The following is a 22664-nucleotide window of genomic DNA, read 5'->3' on the forward strand; positions in this document are numbered from 1 at the left end:
GTGACCTCTTTGAGTCGACGTCTGTGACTGTGACGTCGGAGGCGGCCGGAAGGAGCGGGCCAAGGCGTTGCGGATGAATCTCAATGCGGCCACGGTGGACGGCAGTTGAGACCGGTGGGAGACCCTCCGGAGACCTGAGGGTGTCCGAAGGGCCCGAACAGCGGCGCTACGAGGCGGCAGCCGAGAGACGGCTAGGGGCCGCCTACGACACCACGTCCTTACGGGCGAACCCGCGGAAGGCCAGCGCGAACAACACCATCGCGTACGTGACGGACAGAGACGTGCCCTGGATCATGTCGCTCCAGTCGAGCTGCGGCTGGACGGCGTCGAGCCACGCGTACTGCCAGTGCGCGGGCACGAAGTGGCGCCAGTCGCCGAGCGCCGTCACCTCGTCGAGGACGTTGCCGATGATGGTCAGCCCGACCGCTCCGCCGACCGCTCCCAGCGGCGCGTCCGTCTTCGTCGACAGCCAGAACGCCAGGGCCGCGGTGATGAGTTGGGACACGAGGATGTACGCCACGATGATCAGCAGGCGCTGGGCGGCGGTCCCGACGGGCAGTGTGCCGCCGACGGGGAGCTGCAGTGGCCCCCAGCCGTAGGCCGCCGTACCGACGGCGAGCGCGACGAGCGGCAGCAGCACCAGCGCGGCCAGGCTGAGGCCGAAGGCGACGGCCAGCTTGGACCACAGCAGCCGGGCCCTGGGCACCGGCGCCGCGAGCAGATAGCGCAGCGACGACCAGCTGGCCTCCGAGGCGACCGTGTCCCCGAAGAACAGCGCCACCGGGATGACGAGCAGGAAGCCCGCGGAGGCGAAGAGGTTCACGGCGGCGAAGTTCGCCCCGGAGGTGGTCGCGGTGTCCATCAGGTTGATCCGCTGGGAGCCGTTGCCGCCGCCTCCCGGGTCGCCGACCTGGAAGGCGATCAGCAGGATGAAGGGCAGGGCGAGCAGCAGCCCGCCCATGACCATCGTGCGGCGCCGCTTCAACTGGCGGACCAGTTCGACCCTCAGGGGCAGCGTGCGGCCCGCGCGGTAGCCGTCGGCGACCTCAACAGGCCGGGCGGAGCCTCCGCCCCCTGCACGCTCCTCGGCGCGCCCCTCACTCCCGGCGCGCTCCTCACGCTCCTCCGCGCGGTCGGCCAGCGTGCTCATGCGGACTCTCCGATCAGGGTGAGGAAGGCGTCTTCGAGACGACGGTGGGGACCCACGGACTCCACGGGTACGTCCATCCGTACGAGCTCGGCGACCAGGCGCCGCGCGCTTCCGTCCGCGTCGAGCCGGACCAGGAGTCCGTCGTCGGTGCGGACGGCGGAGACGACACCCGGCAGCGCGGCGACCTTCTCGACGACGGGCTCGTCCGTCGGCGTGGCCGTGCCGACCAGCAGCGTGTCGCCCGAGCCGATGATCTCCTTCACCGGGCCGGCCTGGACCAGCTTCCCGTGGTCCATGACCACCAGGTGGGTGCAGGACTGCTCGACCTCGGCGAGGAGGTGGCTGGAGACGATCACCGTTCGGCCGGCCGCCGCGTAGCGGATCATGACCTCGCGCATCTCGCGGATCTGCGGCGGGTCGAGGCCGTTGGTCGGTTCGTCGAGGATGAGCAGGTCCGGCAGGCCGAGCATGGCCTGGGCGATGGCCAGCCGCTGGCGCATGCCTTGCGAGTAGGTGCGTACCGCTCGGGACAGTGCGTCGCCGAGGCCCGCGATCTTCAGTGCCTCGTCCAGGTGGGCGTCCTCGGGCGGGCGGCCCGTGGCCCGCCAGTACAGTTCGAGGTTCTCGCGGCCGGAGAGGTGCGGCAGGAAGCCCGCTCCCTCGACGAACGCGCCGACGCGTGACAGCACGGGCGCGCCCGGCCGGATCACATGGCCGAAGACGCGGATCTCTCCGGCGTCCGGCTTGATCAGGCCCATCAGCATGCGCAGTGTCGTGGTCTTGCCTGCGCCGTTCGGTCCCAGCAGGCCCAGGACCTGGCCCTTCTCCACGCGGAAGGTGAGGTCGCGCACGGCGTAGCGGTCCGCCGACTTGGCGTACCGCTTGCTCAAGTCGGTGATCTGGAGCGGGACTTCGGCCTGGGCCGGGTCCGGGGCGGGCGTCGCCGTGCGGCGCCGTCCGGAGAGCAGCAGGGCCAGCGCGAGCCCGGCGCCGGCGATCGGGAGCCACCACACCCAGGCGGGCAGCGCCGCCGCGGCGGTGTCCCCGCCGAGCGGCGCGGGCACGGTCAGGCCGCTCTTCTGGGAGGCCTGGGAGACGGTGTACGTCGCCGGGGCCGTCGGTGAGGCGTAGCCGAGGTCCGTCGAGGCGAGGACCAGGCGCAGCCGGTGGCCGTCGTCCACCTCGTGGTCGATCGCCGGCAGGGTGATGCGTACGTCCTTGCCGGCCTTCGCGCCCTCCACCCTGACTGGCTCGACGAGTTGCGAGGGCAGCACCGGCTGGGCGCCGCCGCCCGGACCGACGTCGTACAGCTTCGCGAAGAGGACCGCGTCCTCGCTCGTCGACTTCACGTGGACCGTGACCGTCGGCGAGCCGGTGATCTGCAGGTCCTCCTTCAGGGGCGCCGACTCGAACGAGGCGAACTGGCCGGGGAAGTCGAGGGACACCCCGACGCCGAGGGAGGACAGCTGGGACAGGCCACCGCCGCCGAGGCCGGGCAGGGCCGAGATGGCGGGCGGGCTGGAGCCGGCCGGGTTGTCGAAGCGCTGCTCGCGACCGGTCAGGGCGATCGTGCGCCCGCCGCCGGTGAGGCCGGGGTAGGTGTCCTCGGTCGCGCTGCCCAGCCGGGGCTCTCCGTCGCCGGAGCCCAGGCCGAGGGTCCGGGTGACCCGGAAGGCGGGGCCGGTGTCGACGCCCTTCTCGTCCTTCAGATAGCGGTCGAACCACGCACCGGTACGGGCCTGGACACGGCTGACCTCCATGTCGCCGCCGTCGTGCCCGCCCGCGATCCAGTCGACGTCCACGGGGGCGCCGTTGGCCTTGATCGCCTTCGCCGCGGTGTCGGCCTGGCCGAGCGGGAAGAGCGAGTCGGTCTGGCCCTGCATGAGGAGCGTGGGGACCTTGATGCGGTCACCGACGGCGGCGGGGCTGCGCTCCTGAAGGAGCTTCGTCGCCGCCGCGTCCGGTGTGCCGGACTCGGCGACCCGGTTGTACATCTCGCACAGCTGCTTCTCGAACTTGTCGCAGCCGCCGCCGGTGTTGATGAAGATGCCCGCCCACAGCTTCTTGAAGACGCCGTTCGGGAACAGCGCGTCGGCGAGGTTCCAGTAGGTGATCGCCGGGGCGATGGCGTCCACGCGGTCGTCGGTCCCGGCCGTGAGCAGGGATACCGCGCCGCCGTAGGACGCGCCCGCCATGCCGACGCGCGGGTCGCCGGTCCTGTCGAGCTGGACCTCGGGGCGCTTTGCCAGCCAGTCGATCAGCTTGGAGGCGTCGGCGACCTCGCCCTTGGGGTCGTTCAGCCCGATCTTCCCGTTGGATCTGCCGAAGCCGCGGGCCGACCACGTCAGGACCGCGTACCCGTCGCGGGCGAGGTCCTCCGCCTGGGTGCGCAGGTCCTTCTTGCTGCCGCCGAAGCCGTGCGCGAGGAGGACCGCGGGCCGGCGTCCGGAGCCGTCACCGGTGAAGTACGAGGTGTCGATTCTCACCCCGTCGCCCGTGCTGATGAGCTGGTCGGTGCGGTGTACCGCGGGTGCCCCGTCGGAGGCGACGGCACTCCATGTGCCGGCGCCGGCGAGCACCACGACGGCGGCCCCGGCGGCGATCCACCGTCGGGGCCGCCGCAGTGCGGGCAGTCGAAGATCCATGCGTCAACAGTACGGGCCGTACCTGTCGGCCCCAGACAGCTTCCAGGCTGAACCCCCACCCCTCCCACGGGAGTACGGGACCCCCGTGGGGTACCGCAGGTGCGGTACGCGGGAGTTCAGGCCTGCGCGTCCTCCGGGACCGTCACCAGCCAGCGGCTCTCCCTGCGCGGGCGCAGATAGAGGGCCCAGTAGAGGGTCGCGGCCGCGGTGATGCCGCCCGTCCACAGGAGGTGGCTCGTCTCCTGCTGGGTGAGCACGTACGCGAGGACCGCGATCAGGAGGACCGGCAGCACGGGCCAGAGTGGCATTCGCCACGCGGGCGTGTGTGCGTGGGAGCCGCGGCGGGCGAGCAGGGCGGCGACCGCGACCAGGAGGTACATGCCCGTCACGGAGACGCCGGTGATGCCGTACAGGGTGTCCAGGTCGACGAAGCACAGGACCGCGCCGGGCACGCCCACCAGGAGCGTGGCGACCCACGGGGAGCCGAACCGGCCGAGCCTCGACAGGACGTTGTTGACGGGCTCGGGCCAGGCCTTGTCGCGGGCGGAGGCGAACAGCACGCGGGAGTTCTGGATGACCATGACGATGCCCGCGTTGATGATGGCCAGGGCCACGCAGAGGCTGACGAAGGTGCCGACCGCGGAGTTGGACCAGGCGGCGACCATGCCGCTGATGTCACCGCCGGTCAGCTCGGCCAGGTCCGAGGCGCCCAGGGTGATCGCGATCACGGGTACGAGGATGATCACCGCGGAGATGGCGAGGGTGGCCAGGACCGTGCGGGCCACGTTGCGGCGCGGGTTCTCCATCTCCTCGGAGAGGTAGACGGCGGTCGAGAAGCCCTGGGTGACGAAGAGGGCGATGGCGAGCCCGGAGACGACCAGCATCGCGGTAACGGTGTCCGTGTGCCCGCCCTGTCCGGCCACCTCCATCGACACCAGGCTGCCCGCGCCGCGCTCGCTGTGGGCGAAGCCCAGGACGGCCACCACGGCCGCCGCGACGACTTCGAGGACCAGGAAGACGCCGGTGATCCAGGCGTTGGCCCGCAGGTCGAGCAGGCCCGCGAGAGTGGCGAGCAGCATCACGCCCGCACCCGCCATGGACGGGTTCAGATGCATGACCGGCGCCAGGTAGTCCGCCGTGCCCATGGCGATCACCGGCGGCACGATCATGACGACGAGCAGCGACAGCACGAAGACCAGCCAGCCCGCGAGCCGCCCGGCCAGCGTCGACACCATGGCGTACTCGCCGCCCGCGCTGGGGATGAGGGTGCCCAGCTCGGAGTAGCAGAACGCGACGGCGATACAGAGCAGCGAGCCGACGGCGATGGTCAGCGCGGTCGCCGTGCCGAGGGTCGAGAACAGGTCGGGCACGACCACGAAGAGCGTGGAGGCGGGCGTCACGCAGGAGATCGTGAGCAGCGTGCCGCCGACGACGCCGATGGAGCGCTTGAGTTTCCGGGGGCCGTCCGGTGCGGGGAGGTCCGGTGCGTCCGGTGCCTCGGCGGCGGGGGCGGCGGAGGGCTGGACGGGGCGGAGCGTGTCGGTCATACGCGGCGGTTCCGATCGACTCGTACAGCGGATTGCGGAGCATCGAACCCCGACGAAAACCATCGCGTCAATGGTTCCTCGGCAACGAAATCCGTAGCCCGAAGGCGACTTCACTGCTGTTTACGGCATCGATCCGCAAGCCACCGCTCGTCCGGCGCCCGTACGGGAACCGCAGCGCGGGCGTCAAAAAAACGTCAGGCCGTCCGGAGTCCGGACGGCCTGACGCGGGTGGGCGAGGGTGCTCGGTGGCTGCGGGTCAGTGGTTGCGCGGGAAGCCGAGGTCGACGCCCGTCGGGGCCTCCGACGGGTCCGGCCAGCGGGTCGTGACGACCTTGCCGCGGGTGTAGAAGTGCGTGCCGTCGTTGCCGTAGATGTGGTGGTCCCCGAAGAGGGAGTCCTTCCAGCCACCGAAGGAGTGGTACCCCACCGGCACCGGGATCGGCACGTTCACGCCGACCATGCCCGCCTCGATCTCCAGCTGGAAGCGGCGGGCCGCGCCGCCGTCCCGGGTGAAGATCGCGGTGCCGTTGCCGAAGGGGGACCCGTTGATCAGGGCCACACCCTCCTCGTACGTGTCGACGCGCAGCACGCACAGCACCGGGCCGAAGATCTCGTCCCTGTACGCGTCCGAACTCGTCGGCACCTTGTCGAGCAGCGAGAGCCCGATCCAGTGGCCGTCCTCGTGGCCCTCGACCGTGTAGCCCGTGCCGTCGAGGACGACCTCGGAGCCCTGGGCCGCCGCGCCCGTCACGTACGAGGCGACCTTGTCGCGGTGGGCCGCCGTGATCAGCGGGCCCATCTCGGAGGTCGGGTCGTTGCCGGGGCCGATCTTGATCTTCTCGGCGCGCTCGCGGATCTTCTCCACCAGCTCGTCGCCGACCGCGCCGACGGCGACGACGGCCGAGATGGCCATGCAGCGCTCGCCCGCCGAGCCGTAGGCCGCCGAGACGGCCGCGTCCGCCGCCGCGTCCAGGTCGGCGTCCGGGAGGACCAGCATGTGGTTCTTGGCGCCGCCGAGGGCCTGTACGCGCTTGCCGTTGGCGGAGGCGGTGGTGTGGATGTAGCGGGCGATCGGGGTCGAGCCGACGAAGGAGACCGCCTTGACGTCCGGGTGCTCCAGGAGACGGTCGACGGCCACCTTGTCGCCGTGGACGACGTTCAGCACGCCGTCCGGCAGCCCGGCCTCCGCGAACAGCTCCGCGAGCCTGACGGACGCCGACGGGTCCTTCTCGCTCGGCTTCAGCACGAAGGTGTTGCCGCACGCGATGGCCAGCGGGAACATCCACATCGGCACCATGGCCGGGAAGTTGAACGGCGTGATGCCGGCCACCACACCGAGCGGCTGGCGGATCGAGGCGACGTCGACCCGGGAGGCCACCTCGGTCGACAGCTCGCCCTTCAGCTGGACGGTGATCCCGCACGCCAGGTCGACGATCTCCAGGCCGCGCGCGACCTCGCCGAGCGCGTCCGAGTGCACCTTGCCGTGCTCGGCGGTGATCAGCTCGGCGATCTCGTCGCGGTGGGCGTCGAGCAGCGCGCGGAACTTGAAGAGGATCGTGGACCGCTTGGCGAGCGACGCGGTGCCCCAGGTCGCGTAGGCGTCCTTCGCGGCGGCGATCGCCGCGTCGACCTCGTCGACGGTCGCGAAGGCGACCTTCGTGGTCACGGCGCCGGTCGCCGGGTCGGTCACCGGCCCGTACGTGCCCGACGCGCCCTCGACGGACTTGCCGCCGATCCAGTGGTTGACGATCTTCGTCATGACCGAGTGCTCCTTCACAGATGGCGGCGCCGGGTGGAGACGTGCCGTTCGTACAGCTCACGGGCCTTGACCGCCGACGGTCGGGTCGCGGTCTCGGCCACAGGAACATCCCACCAGGCCTGGGCCGGGGGCGCGCCCGACACTGTGTCTGCCGTTTGGGTCTCCACGTAGACACAAGTGGGAGTGTCGTCGGCCCGGGCCTCGGCGAGGGCCGCCCGCAGGTCGCGCACGGTCTTCGCGCGCAGGACCCGCATGCCCAGGCTGGCCGCGTTGGCGGCCAGGTCCACGGGCAGCGGGCGCCCCGTGTAGGTGCCGTCCTCGGACCGGTGGCGGTAGGCGGTCGCGAACCGCTCGCCGCCCACCGACTCGGAGAGGCCGCCGATGGACGCGTACCCGTGGTTCTGCAGGATCACGACCTTGATCGCGATGCCCTCCTGGACGGCGGTGACGATCTCCGTCGGCATCATCAGATACGTGCCGTCGCCGACCAGCGCCCACACGGGCCGGTCGGGCGCCGCGAGCCGTACGCCGATGGCGGCCGGGATCTCGTAGCCCATGCAGGAGTAGCCGTACTCGACGTGGTACTGGTCGCGGGAGCGGGCGCGCCAGAGTTTGTGCAGGTCGCCGGGGAGGGAGCCGGCCGCGTTGATGAGGATGTCGTCGCCGGTGACGATCTCGTCGAGCAGGCCGAGTACCTGCGGCTGGGTGGGCCTGATGTCCGGGTCCTCGGCCTCGTAGGCGGCGTCGACGCGGTACTCCCAGCGCTCCTTGTCGTCCGTGTACTCGGTGACGTACGCGGGTTCGGCGCGGTGGCCGTGCAGCGCGAGCGCCTCGGTGAGGGACTCCAGGGCCGTGCGGGCGTCCGCGATGAGCGGCTGTCCGGAGAGCTTGTGGCCGTCGAAGGACGCGATGTTGATGTTCAGGAAGCGGACGCCCTGGGCGGTGAAGAGGGTGCCGGAGGCGGTGGTGAAGTCGGTGTAGCGGGTGCCGACGCCGATCACCAGGTCGGCGGTGCGGGCGAGTTCGCAGGCGGTCGCGGTGCCGGTGTGTCCGACGCCGCCGACGTCCGCCGGGTGGTCCCAGGTCAGCGAGCCCTTGCCGGCCTGTGTGGAGGCGACCGGGATGCGGGTGAGGTCGGCGAACTCCTTGAGCGCGTCCTCGGCCTCGCTGTGGTGGACCCCGCCGCCCGCGACGACCAGGGGGCGCCGGGCGTCCCGAATCGCCCTTACGGCGGCGGCCAGTTCCTCCGGGTCGGCGACCGGACGGCGGACCGTCCAGACCCGCTCGGCGAAGAACTCCTCGGGCCAGTCGAAGGCCTCCGCCTGCACGTCCTGCGGCAGCGCGAGCGTGACGGCACCCGTCTCGACCGGGTCGGTGAGCACCCGCATCGCCTGCAGCGCGGCCGGGATCAGGGCCTCGGGGCGGGTGATCCGGTCGAAGTACTTCGACACCGGGCGCAGACAGTCGTTGACCGACACATCGCCCGCGTACGGGACTTCGAGCTGCTGGAGGACCGGGTCGGCGGGGCGGGTCGCGAAGATGTCACCGGGCAGCAGGAGCACCGGCAGATGGTTGATCGTGGCGAGGGCGGCGCCGGTGACGAGGTTGGTGGCGCCGGGCCCGATGGAGGTCGTGACCGCCTGGACGGAGAGGCGGTTGGACTGACGCGCGTAGCCGACGGCCGCGTGGACCATGGACTGTTCGTTGCGGCCCTGGTGGTACGGCATCTCGTCGCCGTACTCCAGGAGCGCCTGACCGAGCCCGGCGACGTTGCCGTGTCCGAAGATGCCCCAGGTGGAGTCGACCAGGCGGCGTCGCACGCCGTCGCGTTCCGTGTACTGGGCGGCGAGGAACCGCACCAGTGCCTGCGCGACCGTCAGCCTTGTCGTCGTTGACGTCGGCTCTGTCATCGGTAGCCCTCTGCGCTTTCTTCGTGTCCCGGGTGGAAGCAGATCCGCCACGTCATACGTCTGAACGGGCCTTACGTCTCTATGGCCCGTCCGCCAATGTGCGGCCGTGCACACCCGATGACGGGGACCTCCGGCGCGGGGCCGTAGCGGGCGGGGAGTCGTCGCTCGCACTTCGCTCCTGCCAGGGCGAAGCGGCTTCCCGCGCCGGAGGCGATCAGGACCCGGGCGTCACGGGGGGCATGTGCGAAGTCGGCGACTCCGGCGAACACGCCCTCCCTGCCCGGGAGTTCAAACACTTTGTCCTCTTTATTCCCCTCTGTGCGCACAGTACAACCGCCGCCGGGGACGCGTGGCTCGTCGGTCATGTCGGCTTCCCCTCACAGCAGTCCGACGGCGGTGTCGACCGCGGCCCCGACATCGCCGTCGGCCGGGTAGAGCAGCGAACGGCCCACCACCAGACCCTGGACGGTGGGCAGTTGGAGGGCGCCGCGCCATTTCTCGTACGCGCCCTCCTGGTCGGCGCCGACGTCTCCGCCGAGCAGGACGGCCGGGAGGGTCGAGGTCTCCATGACGCGGGCCATGTCGTCCGGGTTCTCCGTGACGGGGACCTTCAGCCAGGTGTACGCCGAACTGCCGCCCAGGCCGCTCGCGATGGCGATGGACCGGGTGACGGCATCCGCGCCCAGGTCGTTGCGGAGGGTGCCGGTGGTGGGGTCGCGGCGGCTGAGGAACGGCTCGACGAACACGGGGAGCCGGCGCTCGGCCATGTCGTCCACGGCACGGGCCGTCGACTCCAGGGTGGTGAGCGAGCCCGGGTCGTCGTAGTCGATCCGCAGCAGCAGTTTGCCCGCGTCGAAGCGGAGCCGCTCGATGTCCCGCGGCTGGTGCCCGGTGAACCGGTCGTCCAACTCCCAGGCCGCGCCCGCGAGTCCGCCCCGGTTCATCGAGCCCATGACCACCTTGTGGTCCAGCGCGCCGAGCAGCAGCAGGTCGTCGAGGATGTCGGCGGTCGCGAGCACGCCGTCGACGCCCGGGCGGGAGAGGGCGAGGCAGAGCCGTTCGAGCAGGTCGATCCGGTTGGCCATGGCGAGCCTGCGGTCACCCACGGAGAGGGCTCCGCGGGCGGGGTGGTCGGCGGCGACGATCATCAGCCGCCCGGACTCACCGAGCAGCGACCGCCGGGGCCGCCGGGCGGCGGCCTCCTCGACGGCTTCGGGGCGCTGGGCCCGGATCCGGACGAGTTCCGAGATGTCGATGCGCGTCGGGGCGCCTGCCGCGGGGTCGTACGCCCCCGTGGCGCCCTCCTCGTGCCGGTCGACCCCCGCGTATCCCGCCGTCACAGCACCGCCCCCGCCTTCAGTGCCTGCTCGACTTCCGCCGGGGTCGGCATGGCCGAGGAGCACTCCAGGCGGGACGCGACGATGGCACCGGCGGCGTTGGCGTGCCGCATGATCCGCTCCAGGTCCCAGCCCGCCAGGAGGCCGTGGCAGAGGGAGCCGCCGAACGCGTCGCCCGCGCCGAGGCCGTTGAGGACCGTCACCGGGAGGGGCGGCACCTCCGCCAACTCGCCCTGCCGGTTCACGGCCAGGACGCCCTTGGGGCCCTGCTTGACCACGGCCAGCTCGACACCCGCGTCCAGGAGGGCGCGGGCGGCCGCGTGGGGCTCGCGCACGCCCGTGGCGACCTCCACCTCGTCGAGGTTGCCGACGGCGACCGTGGTGTGGCGCAGTGCCTCGGCGTAGAAGGGCCGGGCGGCCTCCGGGTCGCTCCAGAACATCGGCCGCCAGTCCAGATCGAAGACCGTCGTCCCGGACTTGGCGCGGTGGGCGAGAGCGGCGAGCGTCGCCGTCCGGCTGGGCTCCTCGCTCAGGCCCGTACCCGTGACCCAGAAGATCCGGGTGTCACGGATGGCGTCCAGATCCAGTTCGTGGGCGTCGATCTCCAGGTCGGGCGCCTTGGGGAGCCGGTAGAAGTACAGCGGGAAGTCGTCCGGCGGGAACACCTCGCAGAAGGTGACCGGCGTCGGCAGCCCGGGCACGGGTGTCACCCAGCGGTCGTCGACCCCGAAGTCCCGCAGCGCCTCGTGCAGATACGCCCCGAAGGGATCGTCACCGGTCCGCGTCACCACGGCCGTACGCCGCCCGAGCCGAGCCGCCGCCACAGCCACGTTGGTCGCCGAACCGCCGAGGAACTTCCCGAAGGAGGTCACCTGCGGGAGCGGCACCCCGGTCTGCAGCGGGTAGAGGTCCACGCCGATCCGCCCCATGGTGATGAGGTCGTACGCACTGGACTCCGCTGACTCGGCCATCGAGTTCCCTTCGTATCGGTTGACCCAAGGTCTAGCGGCGCTCACAGAGCCCTGTCAATTGGTTGTCCGGACATTCGGACCAGGCCTTGACACCTCTCCCCGACGGACCCGAAGCTGGCGCTCATGACGTCGTTGTCACCTCAGTCATCGCCGCAGTCCTCACTGTCGCGCATCCGCATCGGCTCGGCCCCCGACTCGTGGGGCGTGTGGTTCCCCGACGACCCCCAACAGGTGCCCTGGCAGCGGTTCCTCGACGAGGTCGCCGAGTCCGGATACGAGTGGATCGAGCTGGGCCCGTACGGCTATCTGCCGAGCGAGCCGGCCGTCCTCGCGGACGAGACCGCGCGCCGCAACCTGCGGGTGTCGGCCGGCACGGTCTTCACCGGGCTGCACCGCGGCCCGGACGTGTGGGACGCCACCTGGGCCCATGTCTCGGACATCGCCGCGCTCACCCAGGCGATGGGCGCCGAACACCTGGTCGTCATCCCGTCCTTCTGGCGCGACGACAAGACCGGCGAGGTCCTGGAGCCCGACACGCTCACCGCCGAGCAGTGGCGCCACCTCACCACGCAGACCGAGCGGCTCGGGCACGAGGTGCGCGAGCGGTACGGGCTGAAAATCGTCGTCCACCCGCACGCGGACACGCACATCGACAGCGAGGAGAACGTGGCGCGTTTCCTCGACGGCACGGACTCGTCGCTGGTCTCGCTGTGCCTGGACACCGGTCACTACGCCTACTGCGGCGGCGACAGCGTCAAGCTCATCGAGACGTACGGGGAGCGGATCGGGTACCTCCACCTCAAGCAGGTGGACCCCGAGATCCTGGCCGACGTGCGGGCGAACGAGGTTCCGTTCGGGCCGGCCGTTGCACGTGGCGTGATGTGCGAACCGCCGTCCGGGGTGCCCGCACTGGAGCCGGTACTGGCCGCCGCGCAGAAGCTGGACGTGGAGCTGTTCGCCATCGTCGAGCAGGACATGTACCCGTGCGAGCCGGACAAGCCGTTGCCGATCGCTCAGCGCACGCGGGCGTTCCTGAGGTCCTGCGGGGCGTAGGCGCTCCGCCGGGGGCGCGTTTTCGGCTGCGGGTCGTAGGTGCTGGGCGCACCCACGCGGCGGAGCCGCACATGTCACAGCCCCGCACCCCTGCCGGGGCACGCCCCTCACTGTTGCGCAATGCGTCACTCGTGTCACAAAAGACCCCTTCCTGTCACACATGTCGCGTGTACGCGGGTCTTGCGTCACACCCGCGCGACAGGCGCTACCGGCCGGTCACGCTGTGTCGTTGAGCGGGCACAGGCTTTGTGATCGCCAGCGCAGTGCCCGGCTCCCCCGACGGCCGCCCCTCGGCCGCCGCTGTGGCGCGCGCAGGGAGGTGCAACTCATGACCGACCGAAGGCTCTGGTCGTACAAGGAGATCGCGGCGCACATCAAGGTGCAGCCGGACACCGTGCGGTCCTACCGCAAGCACGGGCTGCTGCCCCCGCCCGACCACGTGGAGAGCGGCAAGCCCTACTGGTACGCCGACACGGTCCGCGCCTGGGTCGCCTCGCGGCCCGGCAACAGAGGCCGCAGAGACGGCTGATCACCTCCCGGCACGACAACCACGACAACCGGGCCCCCGCACGACGGACGTGCGGGGGCCCTCCCATGTCGGCCCGGCGAGCGAGCGGTTCACGCCCACGGTTCGATGATCGTCACTCCCGCCCCCGGCGCCGTCCCCATCGCCGCCAGCGCCGCGGGGGCCGCGCCGAGGGGGATCGTGGACGTCACCAGGAGGTCGGGGCGCAGCACACCGGCCCGTACGGACTCCAGCATCGGCGGGTAGGCGTGGGCGGGCATGCCGTGGCTGCCGAGGAGTTCGAGTTCCAGGCCGATCACGCGGGACATCGGCAGGGTCGGGTCCTGGGGCAGCAGGCCGACCTGGACGTGCCGGCCCCGGCGGCGCAGGCTTCCGACCGACGCGGCGCAGGTGGCGGGTGAGCCGAGGGCGTCGAGGGACAGGTGGGCGCCGCCGCCGGTCAGTTCACGAACGGCCTCCGCCGTCTCCTCGGGCCGGGCGTCCCGGGCCACCTCCACACACTCCGCCGCCCCGAACTCCCGCGCCAGCTCCAGCGCCCGCGGCGAGAGGTCGACCGCGACGACCCGAGCACCGGCCGCCGCCGCGATCATCACGGCGGACAGCCCGACCCCGCCGCAGCCGTACACGGCCACCCACTCCCCCGGCGCCACCCGCCCCTGCGCGACGACCGCACGGAACGCCGTGGCGAACCGGCAGCCCAGCGAGGCGGCCGTCCCGAAGGACAGCTCGTCCGCGACGGCGACGAGGTTCACGTCGGCGTGGTCCAGGGCCACGAACTCGGCGAACGACCCCCAGTGCGTGAACCCCGGCTGGGTCTGCCGCTCGCACACCTGCTGGTCGCCCGCCGCACAGGAGGCGCAGCTGCCGCAGGCGCAGACGAACGGCACGGTGACGCGGTCGCCGGGGCGCCAGCCGGTCACCAGGGCGCCCACCGCCTCGACGGTTCCGGCGAGTTCGTGGCCCGGCACGTGCGGGAGTGCGATGTCCGGGTCGTGACCCTGCCAGCCGTGCCAGTCGCTTCGGCAGAGGCCGGTGGCCGCCACCCGGACCACGACGCCGTGCGGTGCGGGGGTCGGGTCCGGGACGGTTCGCAGTTCGGCCGGCTTTCCGAATTGCTCGAACACCACTGCGCGCATGTGTTTTGCCCCTCCGCCGTCGGCCCGTGGATCGCTGTTGCTGATCGAACGCTAGACGCCCCGCGGGGAGCGCGGTTTTTGTGTGCGGGTCGGTAGGGGCGGGGTGCGCAGTTCCCCGCGCCCCTAAAAGCCACAAGATTGCGCCGTTCCCCGCGCCCCTAAAGACCAAAGGGTTGCGCCCTCCCCTACACCCCGAAAAGGGCGCATATGCCAAGGAGGCGCATAACAACCACTTGCCATAAAGTGCGGACAAATCTTCCGAGTCGCACTTTCGAGTCGAGGGATGTGTCGTGACCCAGCCCCCGCCGCCCGGCGCGCCCCGCGCGCGCATTCCCGGGCCTCAGCAGCCCCCTCCTTCCTATCCCCGGACGCGCACCGGGCTGTGGCGGCGGTGTCTGTGGGGCGGGCTCGTGCTCTGGGGGCTCAGCGCGGTCGTCACGTACGCGACCGGGAACACCACCCTGCTGCCGACGCTGATCCTGCTCGGCAGCTTCCTGGTCCCGGTCGTCTTCGTGCTGTGGGCGTACGAGCAGCACGGCCGCGACCTGGGCGTGAACGTGATCCTCGGCTGCTTCCTGACCGGTGGCGTACTGGGCGTGCTCGGCGCCTCGGTGATGGAGTACTACCTGCTCCATCCGTCCCTGTGGATGTTCGTCGGGGTCGGGCTGATCGAGGAGGCGGTGAAGGCGGCGGCGCTGATGTTCGTGCTGCGCCGGCAGACCCGTATCCGCGGACTGCGGGCCGGACTCGTGCTCGGGGCGTCGGTCGGTTTCGGGTTCGCGGCGCTGGAGAGCGCGGGGTACGCGTTCAACGCGGCCGTCTCGACCGAGGGCATCGATCTGCGGGCGCTGCTGGAGACCGAGATCCTGCGGGGCGTGCTCGCCCCCTTCGGGCACGGCCTGTGGACGGCGATCACCGGCGCGGTCCTGCTCGCGCACCGCCGCCCGAGCGGGCACTTCGCGTTCACCGCCCCGGTCGTCGGCACGTACGTCGGTGTCGCGCTGCTGCACGCCCTGTGGGACTCGACACACGGCATCGCGCTCTGGCTGGTGGCGCGGCTGACGCACGCGGGGCTCAACCCCGCCCTGTTCGGAGCGGGTTACCTGCCGGCCGTGACCGACCAGCAGAAACATCTCTTCACGCTGTTCTCGGTCGGCGGCATGGTCGCCGTGTCGTTGATGGGCATCGCCTGGGTACGTTCCCTGGCACGTCGCGACCCCTCTTGGCGAAATACCCCCTAGGGGTACAGTGTGGTTAGTGTGAGGCCCTCGTGGGCCACGCACGCCCCACACGTCTCGACGAGGAGCAACGACATGACCGCCCAGACCGACACCCCGGGCTCCCTCACCACCGTCTACCAGGCGAGCGGGATGAGCTGCGGACACTGCGAAGGCTCGGTGTCGAGCGAGATCTCCGAGATCGCCGGTGTCACCTCGGTGAAGGCCGTCGCCTCCACCGGCGAGGTGACCGTGGTCTCCGCCGCCCCGCTCGACGAGGAGGCCGTGCGCGCCGCCGTCGACGAGGCCGGCTTCGAGCTCGTCGGCAAGGCCTGACCCCGGCGAGACCCGGAGCACGGAGATGACCAGCACCACCGCGACGAGCCCGATAGGCGCGACCGCCGAGGTCGAGCTGACGATCGGCGGAATGACCTGCGCCTCCTGCGCGGCCCGCGTCGAGAAGAAGCTCAACCGGATGGACGGGGTCACCGCCACGGTGAACTACGCCACGGAGAAGGCGAAGGTCTCGTACGCGCAGGGGGTGCTGGTCACCGACCTGATCGCCACGGTGGTGAAGACGGGGTACACGGCCGAGGAGCCTCCCCCGCCGAGGATCGAGCCGCCCGCGGCCGACGCCGGGCAGTCCGCCCAGGAGAGCGCCCGGGATCCCGAACTGGCCGCGCTGCGCGAGCGTCTCACCGTCTCCGCCCTCCTCGCCCTCCCCGTCGTCCTGCTGTCGATGGTCCCGGCGCTGCAGTTCGACAACTGGCAGTGGCTGGCGCTCACCCTTGCCGCGCCTGTCGTCGTGTGGGGCGGACTGCCGTTCCACCGGGCGGCGTTCACGAACGCCCGGCACGGCGCGGCCACCATGGACACGCTCGTCTCGGTCGGCACGCTGGCCGCGTTCGGCTGGTCCCTGTGGGCGCTGTTCCTCGGCGACGCGGGGATGGAGGGCATGCGGGACGAGGGCTTCTCGCTGACCGTCTCGCGTACGGAGGGCTCGTCGGCCATCTATCTCGAAGTCGCCGCCGGGGTCGTCGCCCTCATCCTTCTCGGCCGCTATCTGGAGGCCCGCTCCAAGCGCCGCGCGGGTGCCGCCCTGCGGGCCCTCATGGAACTGGGCTCCAAGGACGTCTCCGTCGTGCGGGACGGCCGCGAGGTCCGTGTCCCGGTGGCCGCTCTGGCCGTGGGCGACCGTTTCGTCGTACGGCCCGGGGAGAAGGTCGCCACGGACGGCACGGTCGTCGAGGGTTCCTCGGCGGTCGACGCATCCATGCTGACCGGCGAGTCGGTGCCGGTGGACGTGACGGTGGGTTCGGCCGTCACGGGCGCCACCGTGAACGCGGGCGGACGGCTCGTCGTCGAGGCGACCCGGGTCGGCGCGGACACCCAGCTGGCGCGGATGGCGCGGCTGGTCGAGGACGCGCAGAACGGCAAGGCCCAGGTGCAGCGCCTCGCCGACCGGGTCTCCGGCATCTTCGTACCCGTCGTGCTGCTGATCGCGGTCGGCACGTTCGGGGGCTGGCTCGGTGTCACCGGTGACACGGCCGCCGCGTTCACCGCGGCCGTCGCCGTGCTGATCATCGCCTGCCCGTGCGCGCTGGGCCTCGCCACCCCGACCGCGCTCATGGTCGGCACCGGCCGCGGCGCCCAGCTCGGCATCCTGATCAAGGGCCCCGAGGTCCTGGAGTCCACCCGCCGCGTCGACACGGTCGTCCTGGACAAGACGGGCACGGTCACCACCGGCCGCATGACCCTCCAAGAGGTGTACGCGGCCGACGGCACCGACGAGAAGCTCGTGCTGCGGCTCGCGGGGGCCCTGGAGCACGCCTCCGAGCATCCGGTCGCCCGGGCGGTCGCCGAGGGCGCCGAGGCCCGTACAGGCCCTCTGGCGGCCGTGGACGGCTTCGAGAGCGTGGCCGGGCTCGGGGTGCGCGGCACGGTCGAGGGCCACGAGGTCCTCGTCGGGCGGGCCCGTCTCCTCGAAGAGGCCGGGATCGCGCTGCCGGAGGAGCTGGCCGCGTTCAAGGCGCGGGCCGAGGAGGACGGGCGTACCGCCGTGGCCGTCGCCTGGGACGGCGTGGCACGCGGTGTCGTCACCGTCGCCGACGCGGTCAAGGAGACCAGCGCGGAGGCGGTACGCGCCCTGCGCGCCCTGGGCCTGCGGCCGGTGCTGCTGACCGGGGACAACCGGACCGTCGCCGAGTCCGTGGCCCGCACGGTCGGCATCGACCCCGCCGACGTGATCGCCGAGGTGCTGCCGCGGGACAAGGTCGACGTGATCGAGCGGCTGCGCGGCGAGGGGCGGACGGTGGCGATGGTCGGCGACGGCGTCAACGACGCTGCCGCCCTGGCCACCGCCGACCTGGGCCTTGCCATGGGCACCGGGACGGACGCGGCGATCGAGGCGAGCGACCTGACACTCGTACGGGGGGATCTGCGGGTGGCCGCGGACGCCATCCGGCTGTCGCGGAGGACCCTTTCCACCATCCGGGGAAACCTCGTCTGGGCCTTCGGCTACAACGTGGCGGCGCTGCCGCTCGCCGCGGCCGGACTGCTGAACCCGATGATCGCGGGCGCGGCCATGGCCTTCTCCTCGGTGTTCGTGGTGACGAACAGCCTGCGGCTCAGGGCATTTTCATGACGAAGAGGTAAGAGTCCCCCTAGAGTCCGGCACACGCCTTCACATAAGCTCTTCACAAGGCTCGCGCATCATCCTTACGCTTGGGTTCCGGTAGCGATATCGGAGCGCTTGCGTATCTTCAGGACATACGCAAGAGACGCAGATCACAGTGATGTGAACGTAACCATCGAAGGGGTTCGTGAGTCTAGATTGACGATGTCAGAGACGTCTTGGGGGGCGAATCTGACATCTGGGGACGTCTTGGGGGACGTTCTCGGAATTGCGTTGCCGGGGCACGTACAGCGGGGAGCTTTGAGCGGCCCTCCCGTACGTACGGGTCCCGGCAGACCGCAGCTCACCAGTCCGACCAGTTTTGCTCGTTTAGCTCGCAGCGACTCAGGCGCTGCCTTCAGACGCCCGGCCGGATCCCGTGGGGGGAATCCGCACCGGGACATGGGAAGGCGCCCCGATCTACGGCCCGTGGGGGGACCGTAGCGGGGCGCCTTCTGTTTGCCCGTACGACTGACCAACCGAGTTGCCCGTACAACTGACTGAGGCTGGGGCGTCCCCTACAGGGACGCCCCAGCCTCAGCAGACGAACGGACCGTCTAGCGCTCTTCGACAGGAACGAAGTCGCGCTCGACGACGCCCGTGTAGATCTGGCGCGGGCGGCCGATGCGCGAACCCGGCTCCTTGATCATCTCGTGCCACTGGGCGATCCAGCCCGGGAGGCGGCCGAGGGCGAACAGGACCGTGAACATCTCGGTCGGGAAGCCCATGGCCCGGTAGATCAGGCCGGTGTAGAAGTCCACGTTCGGGTAGAGGTTGCGCGAGACGAAGTAGTCGTCGGAGAGCGCGTGCTCCTCCAGCTTGAGCGCGATGTCCAGCAGCTCGTCGGACTTGCCGAGGGCCGAGAGGACGTCGTGCGCAGCCGCCTTGATGATCTTGGCGCGCGGGTCGAAGGACTTGTACACCCGGTGGCCGAAGCCCATCAGGCGGACGCCGTCCTCCTTGTTCTTCACCTTGCGGATGAAGGAGTCGACGTCGCCGCCGTTGGCCTTGATGCCTTCGAGCATCTCCAGGACCGACTGGTTGGCGCCGCCGTGCAGCGGGCCCCAGAGGGCGCTGATGCCGGCGGAGATCGAGGCGAACATGTTCGCCTGCGACGAGCCCACCAGACGGACGGTGGAGGTCGAACAGTTCTGCTCGTGGTCCGCGTGCAGGATGAGCAGCTTGTCGAGCGCGGAGACGACGACCGGGTCCAGGTCGTACTCCTGGGCGGGGACCGAGAAGGTCATGCGCAGGAAGTTCTCGACGTACCCGAGGTCGTTGCGCGGGTAGACGAAGGGGTGACCGATGGACTTCTTGTACGCGTACGCCGCGATCGTCGGAAGCTTGGCGAGAAGGCGGATCGTCGAGAGGTGACGCTGCTTCTCGTCGAACGGGTTGTGGCTGTCCTGGTAGAACGTCGACAGGGCGCTGACCACCGACGACAGCATCGCCATCGGGTGGGCGTCGCGCGGGAAGCCCTGGTAGAAACGCTTGACGTCCTCGTGCAGCAGGGTGTGCTGCGTGATCTCGTTCTTGAAGACGGAGAGCTCGTCGACCGTGGGCAGCTCGCCGTTGATCAGCAGGGAGGCCACCTCAAGGAAGGTGGAGCGCTCGGCCAGCTGCTCGATCGGGTAGCCGCGGTAGCGGAGGATGCCCTGCTCACCGTCGAGGTAGGTGATGGCGGATTTATAGGCGGCGGTGTTCCCGTAACCGCTGTCCAGCGTCACCAGACCGGTCTGGGCGCGGAGCTTCCCGATGTCGAAGCCCTTGTCGCCGACGGTGCTGTCGATCACCGGGTAGGTGTACTCGCCGTCGCCGTACCGCAGTACTACAGAGTTGTCGCTCACGTCATCCCTCACCGACGTTGTGCCTCTTCTTCGAGGTGCCCTGACTGTCTCTACCATCCCCCATTTGGCGCAGGAGAGTGCACTCGGGGTCGACCATTGGGCCTATTGGCGGCACTCAGTGCCGCCAACCTGTTCATCCTGCCCGGTTCCTCCTTCTTCCGAAAGTGCCGTGTGACGTTTCCGACTCGTTTGATCGATCATTTTTTGGGGTGGGGGTGTCGGTGGGGGTTGGTTGTGGCTGGGGTGCGCGGTTCCTCGCGCCCCTGAAAGATGCGCCTGCGGTTGGGTAGGGGGCCGGGTTCCTTCAGGGGCGCGAGGAACCGCGCACCTGGCCACGACCCACCCGCACTTCTTAGGGGCGCGGGGAACGGCGCAGGCTCAGTCCGGGAGCCGTGTGCCGGAGAGGCGGTGGGCCAGGGCTGTGCAGCGGCGGCCGGCGGAGACCGTGCGGACGGCCTGGCCGAGGGCCTTGCGGGAGCCGACCAGGACCACGAGCTGCTTGGCACGGGTGACGGCCGTATACAAAAGGTTGCGCTGGAGCATCATCCAGGCCCCCGTGGTGACGGGGATGACGACGGCGGGGTACTCACTCCCCTGGGACCGGTGGATCGTCACCGCGTACGCATGGGCCAGCTCGTCGAGTTCGTCGAAGTCGTACGGGACCTCCTCGTCCTCGTCCGTCAGGACGGTGAGGCGCTGGTCGTCGAGGTTGAGGGAAGTCACCACCCCCACCGTGCCGTTGAAGACGCCGTTCTCGCCCTTGTCGTAGTTGTTGCGGATCTGGGTGACCTTGTCGCCGACCCGGAAGACCCGGCCGCCGAACCGCTTCTCGGGTAGGTCGGGGCGGGCCGGTGTGACGGCCTGCTGGAGCAGGCCGTTGAGGGTGCCGGCGCCCGCGGGGCCGCGGTGCATGGGCGCCAGCACCTGGACGTCCCGACGGGGATCCAGGCCGAACTTGGCCGGAATGCGCCGCGCGGCCACGTCCACCGTCAGCCGCCCCGCCTCCTCCGTGTCGTCCTCGACGAAGAGGAAGAAGTCCTTGAGCCCGTCCGTGATCGGATGCTGGCCCGCGTTGATCCGGTGAGCGTTCGTCACCACCCCTGATTGCTGGGCCTGACGGAACACCCGGGTGAGACGGACCGCCGGCACCGGGCCCCGCTCGGCGAGCAGGTCGCGCAGCACCTCGCCCGCCCCCACGCTCGGCAACTGGTCGACGTCCCCGACGAAGAGCAGATGCGCCCCCGGAGGCACCGCCTTCACCAGCTTGTTGGCGAGGAGGAGGTCCAGCATGGACGCCTCGTCCACGACCACCAGGTCCGCGTCCAGCGGGCGGTCCTTGTCGTACGCCGCGTCGCCGCCCGGCTTCAGCTCCAGGAGCCGGTGCACGGTGGAGGCGTCCGCGCCGGTCAGTTCGGCAAGTCGCTTGGCGGCGCGGCCCGTCGGCGCGGCGAGCACGACCTTGGCGCGCTTCGCCTTGGCCAGTTCCACGATCGAACGGACCGTGAAGGACTTGCCGCAGCCGGGCCCGCCCGTGAGCACCGCGACCTTCTCGGTGAGGGCGAGCCGGACCGCCTGCTCCTGCTCGGGGGCCAGCTCCACCCCCGTACGGTCCTTGAGCCAGGCCAGTGCCTTGTCCCAGGCCACGTTCCCAAAGCCCGGCATGCGGTCCTCGTCCGTACGCAGGAGGCGCAGGAGCTGGGCCGAGAGGGACAGTTCGGCCCGGTGGAAGGGGACCAGGTAGATGGCGGTGACCGGTTCGCCGCCGTCCGGGCCCGGCACGCGCTCCCGTACGACGCCCGGCTCCTCGCCCTCCTCGGACGGCGCCGCCAACTCCGCGAGGCACTCGATGACCAGGCCCGTGTCCACCTGGAGCAGTTTCACCGCGTCCGCGATCAACTGCTCCTCCGGGAGGAAGCAGTGGCCCTGGTCCGTCGACTGCGAAAGGGCGTACTGCAGGCCCGCCTTGACGCGCTCCGGACTGTCGTGCGGGATGCCCACGGACTGGGCGATCTTGTCGGCGGTGAGGAAGCCGATGCCCCAGACGTCGGACGCGAGGCGGTAGGGCTGGTTCTTGACGACCGAGATCGACGCGTCGCCGTACTTCTTGTAGATGCGGACCGCGATCGACGTCGACACCTCGACGGTCTGGAGGAAGAGCATGACCTCCTTGATCGCCTTCTGCTCCTCCCAGGCCTCGGCGATCTTCTTGGTCCGCTTGGGGCCGAGCCCTGGCACCTCGATGAGCCTCTTCGGCTCCTCCTCGATGATCTGCAGGGTGTCCAGGCCGAAGTGCTGCGTGATGCGGTCGGCGAAGATCGGGCCGATGCCCTTCACCAGGCCGGAGCCCAGATAGCGGCGGATGCCCTGGACGGTGGCCGGCAGGACCGTCGTGTAGTTCTCCACCGTGAACTGCTTGCCGTACTGCGAGTGGGAGCCCCAACGCCCCTCCATCCGCAGGGACTCCCCCACCTGGGCACCGAGCAGCGCCCCCACGACCGTGAGGAGATCACCGCCACCTCGGCCCGTGTCCACCCGGGCCACGGTGTAGCCGTTCTCCTCATTGGCGTACGTGATCCGCTCCAGCACGCCCTCCAGAACCGCCAGGTTCCGCTCCCCGTTCCCCGCCCCTTGCTTGGACATGATCCGACGCTACCCCCCACCGCTGACACCGAGGGCGGCCCGACGTAAGGCCTGCGGCATCCCTGACACCTGCGGCCCGACCGGGGGCCCGACTGCGCAGTTCCCCGCGCCCCTAGAAGCCAAAAGATTGCGCCGTTCCCCGCGCCCCTGAAAAGCGTGGCTGAGGTCGGATGCGTAGGTGCGGGTGGGTCGTGGCTAGGTGCGCGGTTCCTCGCGCCCCTGAAAAACCAACCCCGAGAACCCAACGGCAGG

At 70.6% G+C, this 22664-nt stretch carries 15 protein-coding genes and 1 pseudogene; 5 read left to right on the forward strand and 11 right to left on the reverse strand.

Annotated elements, in window-relative coordinates; translation table 11 throughout:
- Positions 1-202: 202 nt before the first annotated feature.
- The 8 genes and pseudogenes from ACN20J_RS18580 to iolC all read right to left on the reverse strand — a co-directional run bounded on the left by ACN20J_RS18580 (position 203) and on the right by iolC (position 11319).
- Positions 203-1150 carry an ABC transporter permease gene (locus ACN20J_RS18580; RefSeq protein ID WP_419666352.1) on the reverse strand — a complete coding sequence of 316 codons (948 nt, stop codon included), beginning with the start codon at positions 1148-1150 and terminating at the stop codon, positions 203-205.
- A complete protein-coding gene (locus ACN20J_RS18585) occupies positions 1147-3795 on the reverse strand; it encodes a CocE/NonD family hydrolase (RefSeq protein ID WP_419666353.1) in 2649 nt (882 codons plus the stop codon). Before ACN20J_RS18585 ends, ACN20J_RS18580 begins: the two co-directional genes overlap by 4 nt.
- A 116-nt stretch (positions 3796-3911) precedes the next feature.
- The gene (locus tag ACN20J_RS18590; protein WP_419666354.1) at positions 3912-5342 is read right to left on the reverse strand and encodes an APC family permease; all 1431 of its coding nucleotides are present in this window, start codon (positions 5340-5342) and stop codon (positions 3912-3914) included.
- 256 nt (positions 5343-5598) lie between these two features.
- Positions 5599-7101, reverse strand: a complete 1503-nt coding sequence (mmsA, locus tag ACN20J_RS18595) for a CoA-acylating methylmalonate-semialdehyde dehydrogenase (protein WP_189837725.1) — start codon at positions 7099-7101, stop codon at positions 5599-5601.
- A 14-nt stretch (positions 7102-7115) separates the two neighbouring features.
- Entirely contained in the window at positions 7116-9011 is a 1896-nt protein-coding gene (gene iolD / locus ACN20J_RS18600; RefSeq protein WP_361919619.1) for a 3D-(3,5/4)-trihydroxycyclohexane-1,2-dione acylhydrolase (decyclizing), read from the reverse strand.
- 119 nt (positions 9012-9130) lie between these two features.
- Positions 9131-9349 (reverse strand): annotated as a pseudogene (locus ACN20J_RS18605) (5-deoxy-glucuronate isomerase); the annotation flags it as partial.
- Between the two features lie 39 nt (positions 9350-9388).
- Positions 9389-10267 carry a Cgl0159 family (beta/alpha)8-fold protein gene (locus ACN20J_RS18610; protein ID WP_419668906.1) on the reverse strand — a complete coding sequence of 293 codons (879 nt, stop codon included), beginning with the start codon at positions 10265-10267 and terminating at the stop codon, positions 9389-9391.
- A gap of 80 nt (positions 10268-10347) precedes the next feature.
- Positions 10348-11319: a 5-dehydro-2-deoxygluconokinase gene (iolC, locus tag ACN20J_RS18615; RefSeq protein ID WP_419666355.1), complete on the reverse strand. Its 972-nt coding sequence runs from the start codon at positions 11317-11319 to the stop codon at positions 10348-10350.
- A gap of 123 nt (positions 11320-11442) precedes the next feature.
- On the opposite strand from iolC, the gene ACN20J_RS18620 reads away from it, so the two are divergent.
- Complete coding sequence (locus tag ACN20J_RS18620; RefSeq protein WP_055615576.1) at positions 11443-12372, forward strand: sugar phosphate isomerase/epimerase family protein; 930 nt, start codon at positions 11443-11445, stop codon at positions 12370-12372.
- 328 nt (positions 12373-12700) lie between these two features.
- Complete coding sequence (locus ACN20J_RS18625) at positions 12701-12901, forward strand: helix-turn-helix transcriptional regulator (RefSeq protein ID WP_055615575.1); 201 nt, start codon at positions 12701-12703, stop codon at positions 12899-12901.
- A gap of 89 nt (positions 12902-12990) precedes the next feature.
- Here the strand turns inward: ACN20J_RS18625 and ACN20J_RS18630 are convergent, their stop codons facing one another.
- Positions 12991-14034 (reverse strand): zinc-dependent alcohol dehydrogenase family protein, encoded by a 1044-nt coding sequence (locus ACN20J_RS18630; protein ID WP_419666356.1) that lies wholly within the window; start codon positions 14032-14034, stop codon positions 12991-12993.
- 290 nt (positions 14035-14324) lie between these two features.
- Here ACN20J_RS18630 and ACN20J_RS18635 point away from each other — a divergent pair, with 290 nt between their 5' ends.
- From ACN20J_RS18635 to ACN20J_RS18645, 3 genes are all read left to right on the forward strand, one after another.
- Positions 14325-15275, forward strand: a complete 951-nt coding sequence (locus tag ACN20J_RS18635) for a PrsW family glutamic-type intramembrane protease (protein ID WP_419666357.1) — start codon at positions 14325-14327, stop codon at positions 15273-15275.
- Positions 15276-15347: 72 nt separating this feature from the next.
- On the forward strand, positions 15348-15587 hold the full coding sequence (locus ACN20J_RS18640) for a heavy-metal-associated domain-containing protein (RefSeq protein WP_419666358.1): 240 nt from the start codon (positions 15348-15350) through the stop codon (positions 15585-15587).
- A 25-nt stretch (positions 15588-15612) separates the two neighbouring features.
- On the forward strand, positions 15613-17895 hold the full coding sequence (locus ACN20J_RS18645; RefSeq protein WP_419666359.1) for a heavy metal translocating P-type ATPase: 2283 nt from the start codon (positions 15613-15615) through the stop codon (positions 17893-17895).
- A 587-nt stretch (positions 17896-18482) separates the two neighbouring features.
- Here the strand turns inward: ACN20J_RS18645 and ACN20J_RS18650 are convergent.
- Together ACN20J_RS18650 and ACN20J_RS18655 are read right to left on the reverse strand one after the other, a co-directional pair.
- A complete protein-coding gene (locus ACN20J_RS18650) occupies positions 18483-19772 on the reverse strand; it encodes a citrate synthase (protein WP_189837719.1) in 1290 nt (429 codons plus the stop codon).
- 378 nt (positions 19773-20150) lie between these two features.
- Entirely contained in the window at positions 20151-22412 is a 2262-nt protein-coding gene (locus tag ACN20J_RS18655) for an ATP-dependent RecD-like DNA helicase (protein ID WP_419666360.1), read from the reverse strand.
- Positions 22413-22664: the final 252 nt, after the last annotated feature.

The sequence above is a fragment of the Streptomyces sp. 2-1 genome, assembly GCF_048564895.1.
GTDB lineage: Bacteria > Actinomycetota > Actinomycetes > Streptomycetales > Streptomycetaceae > Streptomyces > Streptomyces phaeochromogenes.